At 57.7% G+C, this 24100-nt stretch carries 16 protein-coding genes; 12 read left to right on the top strand and 4 right to left on the bottom strand.

From position 1 onward, the window contains the following. Positions 1 to 64: 64 nt before the first annotated feature. Together RSSM_RS11850 and RSSM_RS11845 are read right to left on the bottom strand one after the other, a co-directional pair. Positions 65 to 904 (bottom strand): DUF6690 family protein, encoded by an 840-nt coding sequence (locus RSSM_RS11850; RefSeq protein ID WP_044302372.1) that lies wholly within the window; start codon positions 902 to 904, stop codon positions 65 to 67. A 286-nt stretch (positions 905 to 1190) separates the two neighbouring features. Then, complete coding sequence (locus RSSM_RS11845) at positions 1191 to 1946, bottom strand: arsenate-mycothiol transferase ArsC (RefSeq protein ID WP_144059748.1); 756 nt, start codon at positions 1944 to 1946, stop codon at positions 1191 to 1193. Between the two features lie 540 nt (positions 1947 to 2486). Here RSSM_RS11845 and RSSM_RS11840 point away from each other — a divergent pair. From RSSM_RS11840 to RSSM_RS11825, 4 genes are all read left to right on the top strand, one after another. Continuing rightward, a complete protein-coding gene (locus RSSM_RS11840) occupies positions 2487 to 3521 on the top strand; it encodes a 4Fe-4S dicluster domain-containing protein (RefSeq protein ID WP_044302370.1) in 1035 nt (344 codons plus the stop codon). An 80-nt stretch (positions 3522 to 3601) separates the two neighbouring features. Continuing rightward, a complete protein-coding gene (locus RSSM_RS11835) occupies positions 3602 to 4330 on the top strand; it encodes an HAD family hydrolase (protein WP_261340255.1) in 729 nt (242 codons plus the stop codon). After that, positions 4330 to 5610, top strand: coding sequence for a GTPase (locus tag RSSM_RS11830; RefSeq protein WP_044302364.1), 1281 nt, complete (start codon positions 4330 to 4332; stop codon positions 5608 to 5610). The genes RSSM_RS11835 and RSSM_RS11830 overlap by 1 nt, the downstream gene beginning before the upstream one ends. Next, entirely contained in the window at positions 5607 to 6908 is a 1302-nt protein-coding gene (locus tag RSSM_RS11825) for a class I SAM-dependent methyltransferase (protein WP_008678554.1), read from the top strand. Before RSSM_RS11830 ends, RSSM_RS11825 begins: the two co-directional genes overlap by 4 nt. Positions 6909 to 7022: 114 nt before the next feature. On the opposite strand, the gene RSSM_RS11820 is transcribed toward RSSM_RS11825, so the two are convergent. After that, positions 7023 to 8222 (bottom strand): XylR family transcriptional regulator, encoded by a 1200-nt coding sequence (locus RSSM_RS11820; protein WP_008678553.1) that lies wholly within the window; start codon positions 8220 to 8222, stop codon positions 7023 to 7025. 497 nt (positions 8223 to 8719) lie between these two features. On the opposite strand from RSSM_RS11820, the gene fucP reads away from it, so the two are divergent. The 8 genes from fucP (at position 8720) to RSSM_RS11780 (ending at position 21666) form a co-directional block, all read left to right on the top strand. Further along, entirely contained in the window at positions 8720 to 10162 is a 1443-nt protein-coding gene (fucP, locus tag RSSM_RS11815) for an L-fucose:H+ symporter permease (RefSeq protein ID WP_008678551.1), read from the top strand. Positions 10163 to 10320: 158 nt separating this feature from the next. Then, entirely contained in the window at positions 10321 to 12132 is a 1812-nt protein-coding gene (locus RSSM_RS11810; protein ID WP_008678545.1) for an L-fucose isomerase, read from the top strand. A gap of 117 nt (positions 12133 to 12249) precedes the next feature. Continuing rightward, positions 12250 to 13008 carry a class II aldolase/adducin family protein gene (locus RSSM_RS11805; protein WP_008678544.1) on the top strand — a complete coding sequence of 253 codons (759 nt, stop codon included), beginning with the start codon at positions 12250 to 12252 and terminating at the stop codon, positions 13006 to 13008. Continuing rightward, positions 13005 to 14483, top strand: a complete 1479-nt coding sequence (locus RSSM_RS11800; RefSeq protein ID WP_008678540.1) for a rhamnulokinase — start codon at positions 13005 to 13007, stop codon at positions 14481 to 14483. Before RSSM_RS11805 ends, RSSM_RS11800 begins: the two co-directional genes overlap by 4 nt. A 203-nt stretch (positions 14484 to 14686) precedes the next feature. Continuing rightward, on the top strand, positions 14687 to 15979 hold the full coding sequence (locus tag RSSM_RS11795; protein ID WP_044302368.1) for a class II aldolase/adducin family protein: 1293 nt from the start codon (positions 14687 to 14689) through the stop codon (positions 15977 to 15979). A 129-nt stretch (positions 15980 to 16108) separates the two neighbouring features. Further along, positions 16109 to 17905: an alpha-L-fucosidase gene (locus RSSM_RS11790; protein ID WP_044302367.1), complete on the top strand. Its 1797-nt coding sequence runs from the start codon at positions 16109 to 16111 to the stop codon at positions 17903 to 17905. Between the two features lie 294 nt (positions 17906 to 18199). After that, positions 18200 to 19681 (top strand): protein adenylyltransferase SelO, encoded by a 1482-nt coding sequence (locus RSSM_RS11785; protein ID WP_144059747.1) that lies wholly within the window; start codon positions 18200 to 18202, stop codon positions 19679 to 19681. A gap of 482 nt (positions 19682 to 20163) precedes the next feature. Beyond that, positions 20164 to 21666: a DUF1570 domain-containing protein gene (locus RSSM_RS11780; protein WP_008678531.1), complete on the top strand. Its 1503-nt coding sequence runs from the start codon at positions 20164 to 20166 to the stop codon at positions 21664 to 21666. Positions 21667 to 21785: 119 nt separating this feature from the next. Here the strand turns inward: RSSM_RS11780 and RSSM_RS11775 are convergent. Beyond that, a partial coding sequence (locus RSSM_RS11775) for an alkaline phosphatase D family protein (RefSeq protein WP_052336036.1) occupies positions 21786 to 24100 on the bottom strand: 2315 nt, incomplete at its 5' end.

The raw sequence follows: 24100 nt of genomic DNA, 5'->3' as shown, positions 1-24100 counted from the left end.
GGTGTTGATGTCGACTAGTATTTTTGTAGGCCGGACCAAGCGTAGCGACGTTCCGGCGTCTTTCTTACCAACGTCCGGTCCATCGGTCGGTTTGAACGATGCGGCGGGCTTCTTCGCTGATTCCGTACTTAAGGTTCGGTTGGTTCAACTCCAGAAAGACCGTGTACTTCTGGTGGACCGCATCGCTGAAAACAACCGGAGCGTGTGAGATCCGCAGCAGGTGCACGGGAATGCCGTTCCAGCGGCGGGTGTAAACGCCGGCGTCGAGAGCTTTCTCGCCCTCGAGCCCGTAGTGGCTGGTCAGGGTCGCGATGATCCGTTGTGCGTCCCCGGTAAAGCCGTGCAAATTGATCCGCTGGATCGCGCCCGAACGGTCAAAGTAATACGTCAACGTGCCCGCGAGATCGTCGCTGCGAATGCCCGTCACCACGGGGACACGCAAGCCTTCGAGTTGCAAGTCCGCGAGCACCGTCGAAACGCGGGAAAAGCGATTCAGGATCATCGGTGGAGTCAGGTCGAACCGCAACGCTTCGCGGATGTCGGCGACGTTGTTCCCCGCGAGACTCGGACCGGCGGATTGCTCTTCCGGCATCCCGCCGAGTTTCCTCGCGATGTCTTCCTCGTAACGGAAACGTGTCGCCGATACCGGTCGTAACGTTTCGACTTGATGGAGGGAGTGAATCGGGTAGCGATCCGACCCGAAGGTTTCCGTGACGCCACCGACGTCCGCCTCACCGGAAGAACTGATCCAAGGTGCTGCGGAAGAGATCGATCCGGTCGCTGCGGTGACTTGGTTGGTGATGGTACTGGTCGCGCTACGTCCCCACTCCGTTTCATTCGCGACATACGGGGTCCCAGCGGCGACGGCCAACACGGCGACTTTTCCAATGCGTCCGCCAATCATCCCATTCACTCCCAACGCCGGTTCACGCAACCGAACGCTCAGACACGACTCTCGTGTGATCGAGAAGTCTCGGTGACTTGCCATGTGTTCCGCACGCTGCCGAACACCTCATGATCTAAGTCATCGGCGACCGCGAGGTTTCAGCAATCGTAATAATCCGGTTGCCTTAACAGTGGTTATGATCGCGACAATCGGTCGGCCGGTTGTGCCGCAAAACACATAAAAGCCGAACGAGAATTACGACCGCACGCGGCAAAGCGAGGATGTTTGCAGACGACCGCTACGGCTATTGCAACCGTTGAGCCAACTCGCCCATCGCGGACCACATCTCCCGAGCGACCTGCAAATTGCGTTCGTCGTACGCGGCAGATTCCCGGTCCGTTCCGTCGAACGCTTTCGGGTCGACGTACCACATCGCGATGCGGTCCGTTGCACCAAACACGACCGGGCAGTTCTGATCGGCATGATCGCAACACATCACCGCAACGTACTGCGTGTTCGGATTATGCGACTGGTTGTAGACCTTGCTAAAGCATTCGATGGCTGGGTGCTGTTCACCGAAGGAGACCTCGTACGGCACGTTGTCTTTCGCAATCTCTCCGACACTACCGGGCTCTCCCACGCTATCGGGCTCTCTCACATTGGCGGGATCTCCCACATTGTCGGTCTCTCCCACAACGTCGGGCGATAGAGAGGTCTCGGTGACGACAAAACCCGAACGTCGTAGGGCCTCCACCGTTCTCCGATTGCACGCGGTCGCTTCGGTCCCGCCGCTGAAACAGAGCACGTCCTCGCGAGTCAGCCCAAAGTAGGCTGCGGCCGTTTGTGCCCATACCTGAGCCAACTGGCTTCGCCGCGAGTTGTGTGTGCAGATGAATGTCAATCGCAGCGGTCGACTTTCGCGAATTCGCGTCTCCGCACAATCGACGAGTTTCGTCACCAGTTCGCGTCTTTCTTCGGGTAACGTTTGCTTTAGCTTTTGCCAATCGGTCTCGCCAATGAAACGAAGGATCGAATCGTGGACGGTCGTGCATTCGTTCAACGTGGAAACTCCCGAGGAGGATGGACTCGCGTCGTGGGCGAGTAAGGCCGATTGCTCGAAAACGATGGCGGGGGAAATGAGGCTGGCAAGAACGACAACGTGTGGCAGGAATTGGTTTGAGATCAAAGAACTCTCTGGTTCAAAAAAATTGATGAAACGCGCAGGCGTCATGCTAACAGGCCAGGGATGTAGTGACGAGTCGCTAGATTAGCGGCGGCGCGCCTGACCGCTTGCCGAACGAATACATTTCGAGAACGAAACACACGCAACGGCGCGGCACTCAAAACGTCACAGTGGCGTTGCGATTCGATGCTGAAAACGCGAGCGAACCGTCCGACTGCACCATGGACGCCGGGCCAATCGAGCACGTCATTCCGCCGAACGATCAATTCTTCGATGCAGAATCGAGCGCTGCCTGCGAAAAATCATCGAATCAACGCCTGTTCTTCTCCAAATCAATCCGGCGGCTTGAACGATCGAGTCTCGACAGTCACGATAGTATCGAATGCACGTCCCTCCAATTCGCCCGCCCAACGCCTTATGATCCGTGCCGAGACCACCACTTCCTGCACCCTCGTCGTTTCCAAGGGCCAATCGCGGAATCCCGCGAAACGCGCGTTGGAACAGGCAATCGCGGAAGCCGGCGGCAAGATCGCTGACCTGAACGTCGTGGTCGTGCCGCACTTGTATGATCTTCCCAAGAACGGTGAAGCGATCGCTCGATTGCGTGCGATCGAGGGCGACGTGATTTTGGCGAGTTGGATTTTCTCCCGTGCCGCCCACTGGGTCCTCGACCGCAACGGAGTTCGGGGAACCGTCGGCGAAGTTCAGCTCGGCGACGCGGACGATGACGAACCAGTCGATGAAGCGACGGACGCGGCGGCAGCAGAACAGGCTGCGGATCCGGCGACCGGAGACGACACGGCACCGGTCGAGCGAATGACGGATTTGTTCCCGCGGCCGAACCGCAAGATCTACTGCATCGACCTGAAAACATCCGAGGACACCTCCGTGTTCATCGGGGAAATCAATCGTATCCTCGGGCTCGACAGCGACCCTGTCAGCGAACGTTCGCTGCCGATTGTTGGCGGGAAGATCGAAGCCGTCGACGAGAACGCGTCGCGTCGTTGGTATCCAGTCATCGACTACAGTCGCTGCACGAACTGCATGGAGTGCGTTGACTTCTGTTTGTTTGGCGTTTACGGCGTCGATGGTGTCGAGAGCATCCTGGTCGAACAGCCCGACAACTGTCGCAAGGGGTGCCCGGCCTGCAGTCGAGTTTGCCCCGAGAACGCGATCATCTTTCCGCAGCACAAAGCGCCCGCGATCGCGGGTGCGGACACGGACGGAGACGAAGGTTTTAAGATTGATCTGTCGCAGTTGTTCGGTGCGCCGGACTCGAGTGAGGATCCGATCGCGACGGCCGCTCGGGAACGCGACGAGCAACTGCTGCTCGCGGGCCGTGGAACTGTCGGTATCGATGATCAATTGAAGAAACGACAAGCCGCGAAGAATGACCGCCCCAAGGACGAACTCGATCGACTCGTTGATACATTGGATGAGATGGACCTTTGACTTCCAACACACAATCTAACGCAAACCAAGATTCCGGCCCGACGCGGCCCTCGCCAAATTCCGATCACCAAACGCCCTCCATCGATCGTTCGCCGCACGCGATTCGCGGTGTTGCGTTGGACATGGACGGTTTGCTGTTCGATACCGAACGCATCTATTTTCGCGTCGGAGACGTTGTGTTGCAGCGTAGAGGGCGGCGGTTTTGTCACGACCTGCAAGCACGGATGATGGGCCGTGTCGGTTTGAGTGCGATTGGCGAGATGATCGCGTTCCACGAACTCGATGACGAGCCCGCAAAGCTGCTCGAAGAATCCAACACGGTTTACTCCGAATTGCTGCTCGAGCATCTGCGTCCGATGCCTGGATTGGATTTGTGGATGGAACGCCTGATTCGCAGTGGTGTCCCCTTTGGGCTCGCGACGAGCAGTCAACGCCGGTTTGTCGAGATGATCCTTCCGACAACAACCTGGCACGATCAGCTCGCGTTCATCCTTACCGGCGACGATGTCGTCAACGGCAAACCGCACCCGGAGATGTATCTCAAGGCGGCCGACGCGTTGTCGATCTCTCCGGAGCAGATGTTGGTACTCGAAGACAGCGGCAACGGTTGCAAAGCAGCCGTCGCGGCGGGAGCGACGACCGTTGCCATTCCCAACGAGCACACCCGCGGGCAGGCATTCGACGGCGTGCACCTGATCGCGGAATCGTTGACCGACCAACGCCTATGGGACCTGCTCGCAATGCAACGCGAAACGAGTGATGACGTTGCCGATCGTGGCGACGAAAGTCCAACCGGCAAGAGTGCTTGATGGGCTCAACTCTCGTTAGTCGCCTCACCGCACCCGGGCGATCCGCTGTGGCGGTCATTGGGGTTCTCGGTGAGGAAGCCGAATCGATCATCGGCCGAAACTTCGCGTCCGCGACTGATTCGCCGTGGCGTCCCGGGCAGATTCGCTATGGAACATGGCTCGACCAAGCAACGTCTTCGGAGACGCCAATCAACGCCGACGTGAAACCACGCGGCGAATCGGTCGTGCTCACGCCAATCGGCGACCGGCATTACGAGGTGCACGGGCATGGAGGAGCCGCTGCGGTGAATCGGATTATCACGTCGCTCGTGCAACTCGGTGCGATCGAGGTCGCCCCGGAACAGTTCGTGTCTGCGGTCAATGAGCAACTCGGTACTCCGACGGAACCGTTGATCCGCGAAGCCGAGTCGGTTCTCGTCCATTGCACGACCCGTCGCAACGCCGCGGTGGCGCTGGCTCAGACCCGCGGTGCGATGTTGCGGTGGGCCGTCGAATGGACCGAGCGAATTGAAAACGAACGCGGCAAAATAGAACGCGACGAAAGCAGACTCGCCGACGGTGAAACCTCTTTGAGCGTTCTGCTGCGTGAACTTCGTGATTCCGCCAGCACACTGCTCAGTCGCTCGTCGATCGGGCTGCATCTCGCGGTTCCCTACCGAGTTGTGCTCGCCGGCCCGCCGAACGTTGGCAAGAGCAGCTTGATCAATCAGATCGTAGGGTATGGGCGTAGCATCACACACGATGCGGCGGGTACCACGCGAGATGTCGTCGATTGCGACACCGTGATTGACGGGCTCGCAATTCGTCTCGGCGATACCGCCGGAATCCGTTCGGGTGGAGGAGTCATCGAACAAGAAGGGATCCGGCGTGGGACGGCGGCAATCGCGTCGGCGGACTTGATTGTGATGGTCGTCGATCCGGCGTCCCTTGACGACACCCAAACGATTGAGGCGACCATTCGATCACACAATCCTGATTCGTCGGTAGTCCGAGTGATCAACAAGTACGACCTGATTTCAAACGAAGCTTCGCAGGATTTCGCAGGCGGTCGCTGGCTGGAGACGATCGCCAGCTCTGAAGAATCGCAACCAAGTGGTATCGACAAATTGATTCACGCCATATCGACGACGCTCCGACCATCGACCGCGGATCCCGAGGCTCCGGTTCCGGTCACGACTCGGCAAGTTCACTGGCTCGCTCGAATTGCAAAGAGTACCAACCTCGACAAAATGCACACAAACCTTCAAAACCTCCGCGACGGAACCAGCGTCGAGACATGACTCAATCCTCGTTCGAACATCGCACGCTCGGTGAGATCACTCCGGAGTTGCAATCTCGCCTTGCCGAACTCAGCAACGACCCGGCATCAAAGAGCAACCAAGATTCATTCACGTCGGCGCAGCGTGCGGTGTTGGTCGATATCGCTTCATTGCAAGTGAAAGCGAAACGCACCTTTGGCGAGACGTCGGGGGACGGGGAGGCGTGGTGGGTTACGCGCGGCGGATTGCAACAATCGACTCACCACCGTGTCGCGAGATTGAAAGCGAGTTGGATGGGGGACCGTCCGGTTGTCGATTTGTGCTGCGGCCTCGGCAGTGACACGATCGCCTTGGCTCGTCGCGGCGCGACAACCGGAGTCGACATCGATATCGATGTGTTGTCGTTCACTCAGGCCAACCTCGATGTTGCCAACGTGACCGCAAGGCTCAAGCAAGTTGATGTCGAAACGGCATCGATCGACGAGTTGATCGGCGATGCGGAGCGGTTGCACATCGACCCGGACCGGCGCGCCGACGGACAGCGACATACCAACGCGGACGATCTCGTGCCGTCGTGGGACCGCGTCGAAGCGTTGATGCGTGCGACGCGTGGCGGTCTCATCAAACTCGCCCCGGCAACGAAGCTTTCCGACGAACAGTCCGCTTCGATTCACCGGACTTGGATCGGCACCGGAGGCAGCGTCCGCGAGCAAACCGTCATCTTCGGCGATGTGCTCCAGAACGATTGGGTCGCAAACAACGGCATGCGTGCCGGTGGGAAATCCGCGATCACGATTCGCAACGGAATCGCGCACGTCTACGCGTCGACGAAGAAATCGGAGGCTCTATCCCCGGGGGCTACGATGCTGCCCGCTGACACGCATTCCGAGAAAAAGGGGACAGGCAAACGTTCCGATATCATTGGGCAGTGGATCATCGACCCCGATGCGGCGATCCGTGCTGCAGGCCTGACCGAATCCTTCGCTCGCTCGATCGGCGCCCGGGTAGTCGGGGCTGCGAGCGGGTTCCTGACGTGCGACTCGATCGACGCTTTGCAACCGTGGGCCTCTTTGGCGATGGCGGCTCGGGTCGTCGAAGTGGTCGGATGCGACGATCGAAAGCTGAGACGTTGTTTTCGGGCTCGAAAAGCGTTTCCTGATCTGGTCAAAGTCCGCGGCCACGATCTCGATCCGGCGCACCTGAGTCGAAAGATGCAAAGCTGCGGCGACCAACCTCTCGGTCTGTGGATCGGACGCAGCGGGAAACGAACCTACGCCGCCATCACCGAACACCCCACGTTGCCCGGTGCTCCGACATAGCTTTTTGGGTATGTGGTAGTGGATCTTGCTAAATATCCTCATGCAGCGGGATCTTTAACGAGATCCACTACGGAAGCTGTTGAGCTGCGATCTCCGCTGCAGACTCTACATCACTTACGCCTTCAGCTCACTCGACGCTTGGGCGTTTACGGCTTGGGCTCGGAACTCGCCCGGAGTTTGGCCTGTTTCGCGTTTGAACACCGCGCTGAGACGTTCCTTATGGCTGTAACCGGCGCGTCGCGTGATCTGTTCGAGTGTCATTTTGGTTTCGGCCAACAACTGCTTCACCCGCGAGATTTGATTTGCCGTGATTAGTTGGTGAGGAGTTTGTCCGAGTTCTTCTTGGCAACGACGTTCGAGCTGCCGTCGTGACAACGTCGTGAATTCCGCGACGTCGCCGACGTTGATTCCGTCACAGGCGTGTTGGCGAATGAAGCGACACACTCTCGCCAACTCCATGTCATCCACGGCGACAACGCGAGTCGACAATCTCTCGCTGACACTCTTTGGCGCGATCAGCTCGATGTCTTGTTCGGGACGCAGGCCTGATAGCATTTGGTGCATGATTTCGCCGGCTCGGTATCCGACACGTTCAGCATCCGGGCGGACACTCGACAACGTCGGATCGCACAGCAAACAGATCGCGTCATCGTCATCGACACCGATGATCCCCAAGTCATCCGGCACCGCCAATTCCATCGCTCGACATGCGTTCAAGACCTGTTGCCCGCGAATGTCATTGCACACGAAGACTCCTGTCGGACGTTCCAATTCAGACAGCCACCGCGACATCGGTTCGAAGTCACTCATGCCGGCAGTTTCCAACATCGTCAACGAACTGCTCGGTTTTCCTTTCGATTCGTAGACCGTCAGTGGGCATCCCGACGCGGCGACGAGGTCGCGGAAGTACCGCAGCCTCGCCTCGGAATAAGATGCAAATCGAAAACCGCAATACGCGAACCGGCGAAAGCCGCGGTCCCACAAATGTTCAAACGCGAGCTGCGCTACTTTCCGATTGTCCGTTTCGACTTGGGGGACACCGTCAAATTTCCGATTGCACCGGACGTCGATGATTGGAACATGGAGTTTTCGTAGAGCGTCGATCGAGTGCACGTCCAGCCGCGCGATCACGCCGCTGACTCGTGATGTCGCCAACCAATCCGGGATGTCCGAATCGAGCGTCATCTCTTGATGCAACAACGCCCAGTCGACCTGCGTTCGGGCAAACAAAGCCACGCCGCGGAGCAGTTCGCGACCGTAGGCCCGTGAGGCCTCAACGAGTAACGCGATTCGGGGGCGGGCTTTCGGTTTCATAGGCCTTCGTAGGTGGGCGAAATTTGCCGCAAAACGATATCAATGTGTCGCATTTTGTTCTAAGGTGACCGCTTAGGTTCGATAATCTTGCTTTCGTGGCGAAAAAACACAAGACGCATTTTATTCCCTCGCGATTGCGATGGGAAGCCTGAGACACCCCGAGGGGCCGGTCCGGATCCGTGTGTTTCGATGTTTGAAAATGTCACAACGACGGTCCTGCGTTAGTGAAACACCGAAAATTCGAAAAGGTCACGTCGTCCAGATTAGTTATCAGAAACGATCGTTAGAAAAGCCTCTGCGGTGTTCTGACGCGGCAGGTCGCAGGTCGACGTTTGGCAAGCGACGCTCATGCTCGTCGTGACTCACCCAACGCCACTACCGAACACCCACTACCGAACGCTTCGATCAAACGCCAACCAAACGTCCCCACGAGCACACCGACGTGCTTTTGAAGACCCCCAATCAATCCCCACAAGATTTGCGAGACGATCTCGTCCATGTCTGACAACGATACCCAATCGGATCGCGGCCGCGAAACTGCACCGGCCCAATCATCCGCGGTCGTGCCAACCGAATACCTGTTCCCTTTTATCTTGGTAACATCGCTATTCGCGTTGTGGGGATTTGCCAACGACATCACCAACCCGTTGGTTCGCGCGTTCAAAGAGATCTTCCTGATCAGCAACGCACAGAGCAGCCTCGTGCAGTGGGCGTTCTACGGCGGCTACGCCACGATGGCGATTCCGGCTGCGTTGGTCATTCGGAAGGTTTCGTACAAGTCCGGCATCATCATCGGTCTGCTGCTTTATGCCGTCGGGGCGCTGCTGACGATCCCGGCTAGCATGATGATGGACTTCAATATCTTCCTGGTCGGGTTTTACGTGCTCACCTTTGGGCTCGCGTTCCTCGAAACAACCGCCAACCCTTACATCCTGTCGATGGGGCCTCGCGAGACGGCGACGCAGCGATTGAATCTTGCACAGGCGTTCAACCCGATCGGATCGTTGACCGGCATGGTGGTGGCCAGCACGTTTATTCTGCCGAGTTTACAGGTGGCGGAATTCCGCTCTGCCGAGATCGCTGCTCACCCCGAGTACGCGACAATGCTACCGAGCGAAGTCGATGGGCTGATCACAACGTCGATGGAAGAGCACGCGGTCACTGAACCCGAGGCACGCCAGGCGATGGTGGCTCACGACCTCGATGTCGTGAAGACGCCCTACGTTGTGATCGCCATCATCGTGTTGGCGGTACTCGCGTTATTCGTCGTCACGAAACTGCCCGATACCGGTCAGGAAGAAGAGGAAATTCACCTGCTCGGTTTGCTGAAAAACTTGCTCACCAACTGGCAATACGTTGGCGGCGTGATCGCGCAAACGTTTTACGTCGGTGCCCAGATCATGTGTTGGACTTTCGTGATTCACTACGGAATGACGTTGGTCGGTTTGAGTGCCTCGCAGGCGCAGAACTACAACATCTTGGCGATGGGGATTTTCCTGGCGAGTCGTTTCATCTGCACATTCATCCTGAAGTTTCTCGATCCCGGTCTGTTGCTCGGTATCTTGGCCGTTGGCGGTGGAGCGTTGACTGCGGGAGCGATCTTCATCCAGGGCATGACCGGATTGTACTGCCTGATCGGCGTCTCGGCGTGCATGTCGTTGATGTTCCCCACCATCTACGGCATCGCGTTGAACGGTTTGACACCGAATGACGCAAAACTCGGTTCGGCCGGTTTGATTTTCGCAATCGTCGGCGGGGCGTTCATGCCTCGCTATCAAGGCTCGCTGATCGACGGCGAAGGCATGACCATCGCCGGACAAGCCCTCGAGTCTGTACGTGTTTCGTTCTTCTTGCCGCTGTTTTGCTTCCTTGTCATCGCCGTGTTCGGATTCTCGGTCGCTTTGTTGCGACGTAGAGACACGCCCGTTTCGGCTGCCTGAGCACAGCATGTCTCATCGTACTGATAGCGATGCAACCGCCTACACAAACCTCCTTGCAATTTCACATCAATTGACGTCCCCACACTGAGCGAAATGCGACCGATCCACTTAGTCGGCAACGCGTATTTCGCCGGTACCTCTGAAAGGAAACTTGTTCGATGTCCACTGGCAATTCATCACCGACGCTTTGGAAAGGCGACCTTCCCAAAATTGGCATCCGTCCCACGATCGATGGACGATTGGGTGGTGTTCGCGAGTCACTCGAAGACCAAACGATGAATTTGGCCAAGACGGTGGCCGACCTGATCACCGCGAACGTCCACTACCCCAACGGCGATCCGGTTGAGTGTGTGATTGCGGAGAGCTGCATCGGGGGCGTTGCCGAGGCCGCGGCGTGTGATGATTTTTTCCGTCGTGAAAATGTGGGCGTATCGCTGACGGTGACGCCGTGTTGGTGTTACGGATCCGAAACGATGGACATGGATCCGCTGCGGCCCAAGGCGGTATTCGGTTTCAACGGCACCGAACGCCCGGGGGCTGTTTACTTGGCTGCGGTTTTGGCGGGCCACACTCAGAAGGGCATTCCCGCGTTTGGCATCTACGGCCGCGACGTTCAGTCCGCCGGCGATACGAACATGCCGGCCGACGTGACGGCAAAGATTCTCGATTTCGCACGATGCGGATTGGCCGCCGCGTTGATGAAAGGAAAAGCGTACCTGTCGATGGGCGGCACCTCGATGGGGATCGCCGGGTCGATGGTTGATTTTGCCTTCTGGGAAAAATGGCTCGGGATGCGTGTCGAAGATATCGACATGAGCGAGTTCATCGGCCGCATGAACAAAGGCCAGTACGATCAGGCCGAATTCGATCAAGCACTCGCGTGGGTGAAAGAGAACTGCCCGGAAGGCGAAGACTACAACAGCGACGAAACGAAGCGGTCCCGCGAACAGCTCGACGCCGAATGGGCCGACTGCGTGAAAATGGTCCTGATCGCTCGGGACCTGATGGTCGGCAATCCCAAGTTGGCCGACATGGGTTTGAACGAACAGGCTCACGGACATCAAGCGATCGCATCCGGCTTCCAAGGCCAACGCCAATGGACCGACCACTTCCCCAACGGGGACTTCATGGAAGCGATCCTCAATACATCGTTCGATTGGAACGGAAAACGGACGCCGTACATCGTCGCGACAGAAAATGATGGACTGAACGGGGCGACCATGTTGTTCGGTCACCTGCTGACCAACACCGCCCAGGTCTTTGCTGACCTGCGGACGTACTGGAGCCCCGACGCGGTCGCATCGGCGTGCGACGGATACCAACTCGAAGGCCACGCCTCGGACGGATTGTTGCACCTGATCAATTCGGGACCGGCGACACTCGATGGCACCGGACAACAACGTGACGCCGACGGCACCCCGACGATGAAACCGTTCTGGGAGATCACCGACGAAGAGGTACAGGCATGTTTGAAGGCGACCACCTGGCACCCTTCGATTACCGAATATTTCCCCGGCGGAGGCATGAGCAGTCGATTCCGCACGCTTGGCGGCATGCCGGCGACCATGACTCGGATCAACCTGGTTTCCGGTCTCGGGCCTGCGTTGCAGATCGCCGAAGGTTATACGGTTGAGTTGCCCGAGCAGGTTCACGACACCCTCGACCAGCGAACCAACCCGACGTGGCCGACCACTTGGTTCGCCCCAACGTTGACCGGTCGCGGTTCGTTCACGTCCACCTATGACGTGATGAACCGTTGGGGGGCCAATCACTGCGTGATGACAGCCGGGCACGTCGGTCACCTGTTTATCACGTTGGCATCGATCCTTCGCATTCCGGTTTACATGCACAACGTCGACGAATCACGCGTGTTCCGTCCGAGTGCTTGGAACGCGTTCGGCACCGATAACCTCGAATCCGCTGACTTCCGAGCGTGCGAAAACTTCGGACCGCTCTACGGACGCGTGTAGCGGAAACTCACCTTTGCGACGATCCTCCGTCCGTCAACGTCGCGGTCTCGGAGGATCGGCAATCCACTACGGACCGCGACGCTGCTTGGTCCACTGTCTGTTTCACTGAAAGATCCCATGGCCTGCCAAACTACCGAAAACGAACTTCTTGAACTCTCTCATTTTCTCGGCCAGGAAGATCGCGATCTCGCCATCCTGGGTGAGGGCAACACGTCAGCAAAGATCGACGACGACACGTTTTTGGTGAAAGCCAGCGGCAGTTGTTTGGAAACGCTCGGCGGCGATGACGTCGTTGCGTGTCGATTCGACGCCCTGCTTCCGATGTTGGACCAGGATGATCTTACCGATCAACAGATCGAAGACCATTTGCTCGCGTGTCGTGTCGACCCTGAATCGAAAAAACCTTCGGTCGAGACGCTCTTTCACGCGTACCTGTTGTCGTTGCCTGGTGTGAACTTTGTCGGGCACACGCACAGCATTCCGGTGAACCAGATTCTGTGCTCGCCGATGGCCGAGCAATTTGCGACGCAAAAACTCTTTCCCGATGAAATCGTGTGCTGCGGTGCTCGATCGGTGTTTGTCCCCTACACCGACCCGGGGCTGCGATTGTCCCAAGTCATCCGTGAGAAAACGCAAGCCTTCGCGGACGAATTCGGGGCACCACCGCGAGTGATTTTGCTGGCCAACCATGGTTTGATCACGCTCGGCAAAACACCCGGTGCGGTCAAAGCGGCCATGTTGATGGCTCACAAATCCGCCGAGATTTTCGTCGGCGCCGCTGCACTCGGTGGCCCCGTGTTCCTGTCGGACGAGGACGTCGACCGGATCGCCAACCGCATCGATGAACACTATCGCCAAAAAGCTTTGAAACTATGAAAAATCGATACTACGTCGCGTGTGATCTCGGTGCCGAAAGCGGCCGCGTGATGCTAGGCAGCGTCAGCGATGGCAAATTGGTGCTCGAGGAAGTCCATCGTTTTCCGACCGGTGCGGTCCGCATCCAAGGTTCGCTGCGGTGGAACATTCTTGGCATCTTCGAGGCACTCAAGGTCGGCCTGCGGAAGATCGCTGCCCGCGGGATCGAGGTCGTTTCCCTGAGCGTGGACTCGTGGGGCGTGGACTATGCGTTGTTCAATGAACGGCAACCGTTGTTGGCGTTGCCCTATCAGTACCGCGATGCTCGAACCGAGAAAAGGTACACCCACGCGTTGGAGACCATCGGGCGTGAGAAGATTTTCTCCGAAACCGGCATCCAGTTCATGTCGATCAACACGCTCTATCATTTGATCGCCGACGTCGAGGAGAACAGCGACCTGCTCAGCATCGCCGACCAATTCCTGACAATTGCCGACTACGTGAACTATCTCTTCTCCGGAGTGGCTCGCGTCGAAGTCAGCTTGGCGAGCACGACGCAGATCTACAATCCGACTAAGAAAACATGGTCGGACGAGTTGATCCGGCATTTCAATCTGCCGCAGCGGTTGTTCCCGCCGATCGTTTCCTCGGGAACCATTCTCGGCCCGATCACGGCGGAATTATCGAGCGAAAACAATTTGCGCGACGTCGAGGTGGTTGCCACCTGTTCGCACGATACCGGGGCCGCCGTCGCTGCGGTTCCCGCCGGGGCCGATGACGATTGGGCGTATCTCAGTTCGGGAACCTGGTCGCTGATCGGGGTGGAACTGCCGGAACCGAAAATTGATGACGACGTTCTTCAGGGCAATTACACCAACGAAGCCGGGTTTGGCGGGACGACCCGTTTTCTCAAAAACATTGTCGGGTTGTGGCTATTGCAGGAGTCGCGGCGGTCGTGGCAACGTGCCGGTCAGGAATACGATTACGCCGAACTGAACGCGATGGCCGAGTCGGCTGAGCCGTTCCGCAGCCTGATCGATCCGGATGACGCGCGTTTCCTCAGCCCCGAGGACATGCCCGAAGCGATCGCGAGTTTCTGCCGCGATACCGGACAACCTGAACCACAGTCCCCTAGTGAATTTGCACGATGTATTCTTGAGAGTCTCGCGTTACTCTACCGGGAAACACTCGACACGATAGAACGCTTGACCGGTCGGACGATCCGAAGGCTGCATATTGTGGGAGGCGGCAGCCAGAGCACGTTGCTGAACCAATTCGCGGCAAACGCGACCGGTCGTAAGGTGCTCGCGGGGCCCGTCGAGGCAACTGCGATCGGAAACGTTTTGATCCAAGCCTACGCGATGAAGGACCTCGATTCGCTCGCCGCGATCCGCGAATTGGTTGGGAAATCGTTCACGATCGACGAGTTCCAACCCGACGAGCCACAGCGTTGGTCGGACGCCCAACAGCGATTTGCAACCTTGCGTAGTCGATAGTCACCCGCCGACAACGGGGAGCCGAGGAGCCTATACAATTAGATTGCCGTTCAACGGCGTTTCGCGATCCCAGTGCATATCCCGATCGCAGACGTCGAGCCACGGCTAGTGCTCACGGTCAATCCCCACGGCATCGATTCCACCGCATCGCATTCCACTTCACTGGATTGCGGCCGAACGTTGCCAACGTCGCAGAGAAAAACATGTCAAACCAACGCTCGCTGATTCACCCGAGAGACGAAATCACTCAAACGATGGCCCGTATTTACGGCTATCGAATGACGACCACATCGGGCGGCAATCTTTCCATTCGTGATGAAAACGGCGACATCTGGATTTCTCCCGCTCGCGTGGACAAAGGCAATTTGACCCGCAACGACATCGTGTGTGTCAAAGCCGACGGAACTGTCGACGGACTGCACCCGCCGTCGTCGGAGTTCCCGTTTCATAAGGCGATCTACGAATCCCGGCCGGACATCCGAGCCATTGTGCATGCTCACCCGGTCGCGTTGGTCGCCTACAGTATTTGCCAATCGGTTCCGAACACGCGGTTGTTTCATCAAACCCACAGCGTCAGCGGCAACGTCGGATTTGCCCCCTACGCGTGTCCGGGCAGTGAACAACTCGGCGTCAACATCGCGGCGACCTTTGCCGAGGGATGCGACAGCGTTATTTTGGAGAATCACGGCGTGGTCGTTGGTGGCGATTCGCTGCCGTGTGCCTTTCAACGATTCGAGGCGTTCGAGTTCGCGGGCAAGACGCTGATCAAAGCCCAACAACTCGGCCCGGTTCGCTACCTCGACGACGAACAACTGCAAACGGCGCACGACCGCAGCGTCGACCTACCCACGTTTGAACCTGGCGTCGCCTCAGCGAACGAACGAGAACTGCGTCGCCAACTTTGCGATTTTCTGCGACGCGGATGCCGGCAACGACTTCTGATCAGCACCGAAGGCAGCTTTTCGGCGCGTCTCGATGCGGACACGTTCCTGATAACGCCAACGCAAAAAGACCGGGAACGGTTGACTCCCGACGACATCGTCTTGGTCCATCATGGCCAGCGAGAACTCGGCAAGAAAGCCAGCCGGGCGGTGCTCGCTCATCGTGCGATTTACCAAAACGACCCAGACGCCAAAGCCGTCGTGTTCGCTCACCCGGTCAACGCGACCGCGTTCAGTGTCACGGATGTGAAGTTCAACACGCGGACGATCCCCGAGAGCTACGTGTTTCTGCTCGATGTGGATCACGTTCCCTACGGCGTTCAGTACCTCGCCGGCGGCAGCATTGCCAAGTACGCATCGACTCATTCCCCGGCATCCATTCTCGACAACGACGGGGTTGTGGTTGTCGGCACGAGTGTGCTTGACGCGTTCGACCGTCTCGAAGTTCTCGAAGCCACCGCTGAAGCCGTCATCAACGCCGGTGCGATCGGGAAGGTCGCGGTCATGCCCGACGCCGTCATCGATGAACTGCGTTCGGCGTTCAACCTGTCGTGACGGATTGCCTGGCATCCAACGTAGACCGCTGAGTCGGGCAGGGTTGCTAACCGCCGCTTGATCGGCCTCGAACAAACTTACAACGAATCATTCACCAACGAGTTCTATCCCCTCAACGACGATCTGCTCATGTTCCATCGCATACTTCTTCGACTCGCAACTGTTGGCTGTCTCCTCACGCCGCTCACGCTCGCCGCCCAAGACGCCAGTAACGTCCGCTCTCGCAGCATGGATCAACTGTGGGGTGATCGCGTTGTCAAACTACGAGCCGAAAACGCCGACCGCGGGCAACTGTTCGATGAAGGCAACTACGCGATGTTCATTCACTGGGGGCTGTATTCTCAACTCGGCAACAAAGTCGACGGGAAAACCTACTATGGGATCGGCGAGTGGATCATGCACAAAAACATGGCTCGCATTCCGATCGATCGCTACAAAGAACTCGCCGGCACGTTCAACCCGGTCGACTTCGACGCCGATGAAATCGCCAGCATCGCCAAAGACGCCGGCATGAAATACATCGTCATCACCGCCAAGCACCACGACGGTTTTGCGATGTATCACTCCAAGGCATGTGACTTCAACATCGTCGACGCCACCCCGTGGAACAAAGATCCGATGAAGGAACTCGCTCGCGCGTGCCGCGATGCCGGGCTCGGTTTCGGGTTCTATTACTCGCACAACCAGGACTGGACGTTCCCCGGCGGCGGTGGCGGACCGGGCAAAGACGAAAACGGAAATCGGGCAACGTTTGACGACTATTTTGAAAAGAAATGCCTACCACAGGTCCGTGAAATCACGACCGAATACGGCCCGATCGAGATCGTATGGTTCGACACCCCGGGACGTATGCCGAAACACTATGTTGAAAAGCTGGTCGAGGTCGTCCACGAAAACCAACCGCACGCGATGGTCAGCGGCCGCGCCGGACATGGCCTCGGCGACTACCAAACCCTCGGCGACATGGAAGTCCCACGTCACAACATCGAAGGCATGTGGGAAAGCGTCGACACGACCAACGATTCATGGGCGTACGCGTGGTACGACGAGTACTGGAAGTCACCACGGGAAATCCTCAAACGTTTGCTCGCCTGCGTGGGGCGTGGCGGAACTTACATGTTGAACATCGGGCCCAAAGGCGACGGCACCGTACCGGAACGAGCCGCTCATACACTCCGCACCGCCGGAGAATGGATCCGTCGCTACCCGCAGGTTGTCTACGCCGCAGACGCCTCGCCGTGGCAACATGCTCTGCCGTGGGGCGATGTCACTCGCCGCGGCAATACGCTGTCGTTGTGCGTCTTCGATTGGCCAACGTCCGGTGAGCTGTATCTGCCAAATCTGAAAACCGAAATCGTTTCGGCATCGTTGCTCAAAGGTTCCGAATCAACGCCGCTCGAAACCTCTCGCGAGAACGACACCGTTGTGATCAGCGTGCCGGCACGTGCACCGGAGAAATTGGTTTCCGTGATCGAGTTGAAACTCGCCGGCGAGCCCAAAGTGGATCCGACCTGGGCGATCGATCCGAATATCGAAACGACGCTGTTGGCCGAGTTCGCGGATGTGGAAAACGCGAAGAAGGAAGAGAAACGCTGGATGGAAAAATACGGCGAGTGGAAAGGCGTGGTCCACGCGTTCGAATGGAACGATCACAGTTCCGCGTCCTGGACCGTCGATGTTCTCGAACCTGGCGACTACAACGTCGAGTTGACGTACTCGGGCGAAGGCCGAATCGTGTGGGAAGTTGCGATTGAAGACGGCGAAACGATCCGCAACCAACAGAACTCGTCGCACAACTACCAACAGTTTCCGATTGGATGGATCAATTTCCCCGCCGCGGGACGCTACACGATCAAGGTCAATTGTCTCGACGGCGAACGGAAAACGGCGAGCCTCAAAGCCGTGCATTTCGCCCCCGCGTTTTAATCACGCATCGTCGCTAGGGAGCCCAAGTATCTGAATCCGGCACAGCGTAGCTGGATACAGCCCCACGTAGCTGGATTCGGCAGAATTCAGTCCACGCTCCCCAATGGCACCACAAACCGGATTCCACCTCCACACGTGAATCCGCGTCCGATCGAAGCAAAGGGAAACGCGAAAGACGAGACCGGAAAGGTGAGGAGCCGCAAACGAGCCCTCCTCACCTCGCCTCTTGGAACGCTGCTACAATTCGCCAGCTCTCCAATTCGCCGTTTGCCTTTCCAATTGCTGATCGTGCCCGTGCCTTTTCGTTTCGACAATTCGTATTCGCGGCTTCCCGCGACGTTCTTTGAAAACATCGTGCCCACGCCGGTCAAAAATCCGGAAACGATTCGGCTGAACGAAGAACTCGCCGCCGAACTCGGTGCGGATCTCGATACGCTCCGTTCTGACGTCGGAACAAAGATCCTGGCGGGCAACCAAGTCGCCGACGGATCGGAACCGATCGCGATGGCGTACTCCGGTCACCAATTCGGTGGATTCTCGCCTCAGTTGGGCGACGGTCGAGCGATCTTGCTCGGCGAGGTCGTTCGCAGCGACGGTGTTCGTTTCGATATTCAACTCAAGGGCTCCGGACAGACGCCGTTCTCGCGTCGCGGCGACGGCCGTTCGGCTCTCGGACCGGTTCTCCGCGAGTACATTGTTTCCGAAGCGATGCACGCCCTCGGAGTTCCGACGACACGTTCCCTCGCCGCCGTTACCACCGGACAACCTGTTTTTCGCGAAGGCCCGATTCCCGGCGGGGTGTTGACGCGAGTCGCCCGGTCGCACGTTCGCATCGGAACGTTCCAGTGGTTTGCCGCGCGAAGCCAGGACGATGACGTCAAGACTCTTGCCGACTACGTCATCGATCGACACTACCCTGAAGCGAAAGAAGATCCGCACCCTTATCGATCGTTATTTGATCGCGTGGTGCAGCGTCAGGCGTCGTTGATCGCACACTGGATGCAACTCGGGTTCATTCACGGCGTCATGAACACCGACAACATGAGCGTCTCGGGCGAGACGATTGACTACGGCCCGTGTGCGTTCATGGACGTTTATCATCCCGGAAAAACATTCAGTTCGATCGATCAGCAGGGGCGGTACGCGTTCGCCAACCAAAGTCCGATTGGTCATTGGAACCTCGCGCGTTTCGCCGAGACGTTGTTACCGCTGTTGGCGGACACAGAAGAAGAGGCAGTCGAGATCGCAACGGCGTCTCTCGATAAGTTTCCTCCGATCCACCGCGAAGAGATGCGTTCGCGTTTTTATGCCAAGATCGGGATCAGCAAGAACAGTGGCCTCGATAGCGATAACCACGACAGCGACTGGGACTTGGTCGACGGGTTGTTATCGATCATGGCGGACGGGCACGCGGATTTCACGTTGGTGTTCCGGAACCTTTCGGTTGCACTGGAACAAAACAATGCTCTGCCGGTGTCGAAATGGTTCGATGAACCGGACGTGTTTGCGGGATGGTTCGACAAATGGCGTCAACGTCTCGAAGGAGTCGACCGTTCGGCGGCCATCGAATTGATGCGAACGCACAACCCGATCTACATTCCCCGCAACCACCGAGTCGAACAAGCCATCGAATCTGGATATCGAGGTGACTTCCAACCGTTTCATCAGCTCGTCGATTTGCTGCGAAAGCCGTTCGATGAGCAACCCGAATTCTCCGAATACGAAAACCCACCCGAAGCCCATGAGGTCGTGCAGGCAACGTTCTGCGGAACCTAAATGCAGGGTCGTGAGCTCGATCCTATCCGGAAAAATCGATTAACCCACTCGCCGATGAGCATTCGCTCTGGTTATCCAAAACTATCCCGAAGGGATTCTCTGCGATTAGCCGTGGGGAGAGCGCCGCGACACCCACGGGGGCCGGCCCCCAGCGATGATTTGACCCCGGATGGGGTCATGGCAAACAAGCTTGAATCTCCGCGAGCGCTTCCGGGGTCGACGCTACTTCTAGGCAATTTGATTCCGGTGGTGTTCGCTACGCTCGACCACCGGCTAATTGCTGAAACGCCTTCGGCGTGAAAACGCTGTGGGGGATCTGCGGGAGGCGTTCTATCCCCGGTTGCCCCACGGAAGCCGCAGGGAACACGGCGATAACGAAATCAAATTTCCTGGCACGCAAGTGCGGCATCTTGTATCGCGAGGGCTCGTGACGACTTACCATAGACGTTGACGATTTTCTCTTCTTGATCCGAGGCGTCCCCATGCATCGCAGTGTCAACTATCTGGTTTTGGTCGTGGCAATGGGACTGCTGCACAACGTCTTCCTTCCAACAGTTGCTGCCCAATTCAATCCGCTCGCCGGTTTGCGAGAAAGACTCGAGGACCAAAGAAGACGCATTGAACAGTCGATGCAGAAGATGGAAGAAAACAGCCGCGAGATGCAGGATCGGCTTCGCAACACACCGATGATGCCAATGAGCGGCGGAGGTCTTCCGGCGGGGGCGCTGATCGAACAATCGCCTGCCGAGTCGGGCGGTTTGCGTCTGACTCCGGGACCGATTCGACACTCGCACGATGAACGCGTCCTCGTCAGAGATGCCGACGGAGCAACAGTCGTCGGCCGTCTTCACGTCGGCATCGGCTCAACGAACGTGGTGTTGATGCCCGACGGGTCATTGAAATCGTATCCGGCCGAACAAACGCAGCCGACCGAGAAACCATTCCAACCGCTGACAATGGACGAGCTCGAAGCGAAGTTGCTCGCCGACCCGAAACTGGCCGGATTCGAGTCGATCCGCAGTCGCCGATTTCTGTATCTCTACAACAGCAGCGAGTTGTTTATCCGGTCGTCACGTAACATCCTGGAGTCGATGTATCCGGCAGTGCGTCGGTACTTTGAACGGTCCGGGATCGACGTTCACGAACCCGAACTGCCGTTGGTCGTGATCGCGTTTTCGACCGATGAAGAGTTTCAAGAATACCGGCGAATGCCCTATGGCGTTGTCGCTTACTACGATTCGGAAACCAACGCGTCGCTGATCTACGAACGATCGGCGCTGTCAACGCATGCACCCGAGATCGCGGTGAAGAACGCGATTTCCACAATCGCTCATGAAGGTGCGCATCAGATCCTTCACAACATCGGTGTCCAGCAGCGGCTTTCACGTTGGCCACTCTGGCTCAGCGAAGGATTGGCGGAGTTCTACGCGCCCACTTCGGTCCAGAAAGGGATCCGATGGAGTGGGCTCGGATCGGCCAATCAACTGCGGATGATGGAAATTTCAAACGATTGGGAGAAACGCAAACCCAACGCGAGCGGCAACACGGTCCGCCGGATCACTGCCTCGGACGATCTCGATTCACTGGATTACGCCTACGCATGGGGCCTTATCCACACTCTCTCCCGGCGGCATCAGAAAGAGCTTTTCGCGTGTGTGCTCGATTGCAGCAAACGACGGCCACTCGAAGGAATCGCGGCATTGTCCGATGGATTCGATTCGCCGAGCGAGGTGTTTACGAAACACTTTGGTGACGACTACGCGAGCGTCGAAAAGGAAATGAATCGACACCTGTTGAGTTTGAAGTACGTCGACCCGGTCAAGAACCAAACCTACTATCTGGTCGTCGCCGGCAGTTCCGTGATGTTGACGAGTTCGCCGGACAAAGTGAAAGAACTGCAACGAACCTACCGAGGCCGATGCCAAGTGAGAACGTTTCCAAACCGAGCACTTGGCGAACGAGCGATGGCGGCGATCACTCGCTAGCCGGACCTATTGATGAGGTAAGGTTTTCAGAATGACGTAGCCGATGTCGCAAGACTTCGGTGGCCTGAATTCTGGCGAATCCAGCTACAGCGATTGAACACGTCCAGTTTCAAGTTGCTTTAATCGTTCGCCGAAAGATCACTCAGCTTCAATTCAACCGGCCATCCGTCGAACTGCCGGTAGGGCTGTCGCATGGTGGCATTTCGATCCGGCCAGCATTCCAGCACCATCCGGTCGTTTTTCGTATCGATGCGGACGACACCAAAGCCTTCGCCTTGGTGGATCCGGTACCGCGTGCCGATTCCGGCTTTGCGTTGTTCGGGTGTGAGGATGAACCGCGAGACATCGGTGTTCTTGTACGACGACATGGCTTCGCGGGGGCCCGGATTGGCGACCGCGTAGGTTTCGAAATGGTTTCCGAACGCATCTTGGAACTCACCGAGGTAGCTCGGCTGTCCCGGTTTTGGTCCGCCACCGATATGTTGTTTCGCGTTCGGGTAAAACCAACGCCACCAAATGCATCCGCCGGCGGGTTGGCAGAATTGGTAGACACCGTTTTTCGAACTCGGCGTGTTCATTCGTGTCACCGACGCGAGGTGTTGATCGCCGGTGAATAGAAACGCTCCGGCTTTCCCAAACAGATCGACCGCCCGGTCGCGTGCCGGTTTCGGCCAACCGTTGGAGTCACGATCGGGAAGGAGTTTTCCGTTGCCGATCGTGTTGATGGTCACGTAGTTGGTTTGGCTGACGATCACTCTTGCCGGTGTCGCGTGCTCATCCTCCGCCCACTGGCTCAGCATGCGAAGCTGGGCGTCGCCGAGCATCGTCGGATCGGCGCCCGCCTCGACACTCGGCATCGACGATTTGAATTTGCGGTCTTCGAGCAGAGCGAAATCCACGCCGCCGTACCGGAAGGTGCAATAATAATTGGTGATCCCACTGTCGCTCGGCCCAGGAGAGTAGGCGTCTGGATTGTGTCCACACATGGTTCGTTGGACCATGTTGACGAAGTACGCACTTTTGACGTAGCCGCCGCCTTTCTCCCATCCTTCGGTCATCAAACGACCGCCTTCGCCCCAGAGATTCGGATGCCAAACGTCGTGGTCGTCCGTCTGCAGCAAACAGGGCACGCGCGACGTGACATTCTGAAACGACCAATGCCAGATCAACCATTTATACAGATAGTCTTCACTCGGCATCGCGTCGGTCATGTCGATTGGCGTCGGCCACCACTCGTATAGCTGATCGCCGGTGAAGAACACGATGTCGGGTTCCTGTTCGATCAACGGTTCGCTGATCCCGTCAAAAGGAGCCCACTGATTCGCGGAAGTCCAGACACCGATGAACGATTCTCCTGGTTCGAGCAGTTTCTTGTTGGCGAGTGTTTTTCGTCCGATGTCGCCCGTACAGGAAACGCCGCCCACGACGAGACGACCGTCATCCGGTTCGGCAGGAACCTCAAACCGATACGCGGCGGCATCTTCGGGACCGTGGATCATCACGACGCGAAAGCTCGCCGGTGAGGAACTGTCGTAGTCGGTGACGCGGATCAATGCGTAGTAGTCCGGTTCGCTCACGCCGACGACGCGCGACACTGGTTCCCAAGTCCCGTCGGTTTGTCGTCGTTCCAACCGAACACCGGTACGCCGGCTATTCTTAGCATCACGTTCGACGTGAATGGTTTTTCCGATCGACATGCACTGCACCCCCACTTTCAGATCACCACCGGCGACCGAATAAAGAACGCCAGCGATCGGACCGTAGGCACGTTCAGGATGTGAGGCGATGCGATCACCGCGAACCGAGAGTCGACGGAACCGATGAGACGAACGTGCAGATCCCTGCATGCTGACCATCGCGATATTGCCCGCCAACCGTTTCTCGGGCAGTCGTGTCTCGGTTTCCGCGATCACCTCGCCGTCCTCGACCACGCTCGCTTTGACGCGAAACATCTGCGCGTCGATGCGTTCGCCGATGATCGTGAGTTCAACCTTAGAACCGGCTGCGATCTTTGACGGCACGGACGCAGACGCGAGCGGTTCGGGGAATCGGACTTCCGCGTCGGTGCCAAAGTCGCGAATGCATACGTTCCCTTCCTCGATTCCCATGTCGACGACGAACCCGCCACCGAGCCCCGGGATTCCTTGAATCATTGACGCTTGTTTGTAGTTCAGTTCACCTTCGCCGCCGGCCAATAGGATCCCAACGCGTCCCTCCGGTGTGGCTTCGGTTTGCAGTTCGATGGTGAACTGATTCCCTGAGTCGTTCAGGTCGTAGGTTAGCAAGTGAACGGTTCGCCAATCGTTGCCACCGTATTGCGGTTCGCACTGCAGTTGTCCGTCGACGATGCCCCAATCTTGCAGACGGTTTGCCCAGAATTCGGGCCCCGGCCAATGTCGATCTTCCGCCGACTGCCAATCGAAATCACCTGAGT

The organism is Aporhodopirellula sallentina SM41 (assembly GCF_000346505.1).
Taxonomy (GTDB): Bacteria; Planctomycetota; Planctomycetia; order Pirellulales; family Pirellulaceae; genus Rhodopirellula; species Rhodopirellula sallentina.
Note: the sequence above shows the minus strand (reverse complement) of the source record. Positions and strands in the feature narration are given on the sequence as shown.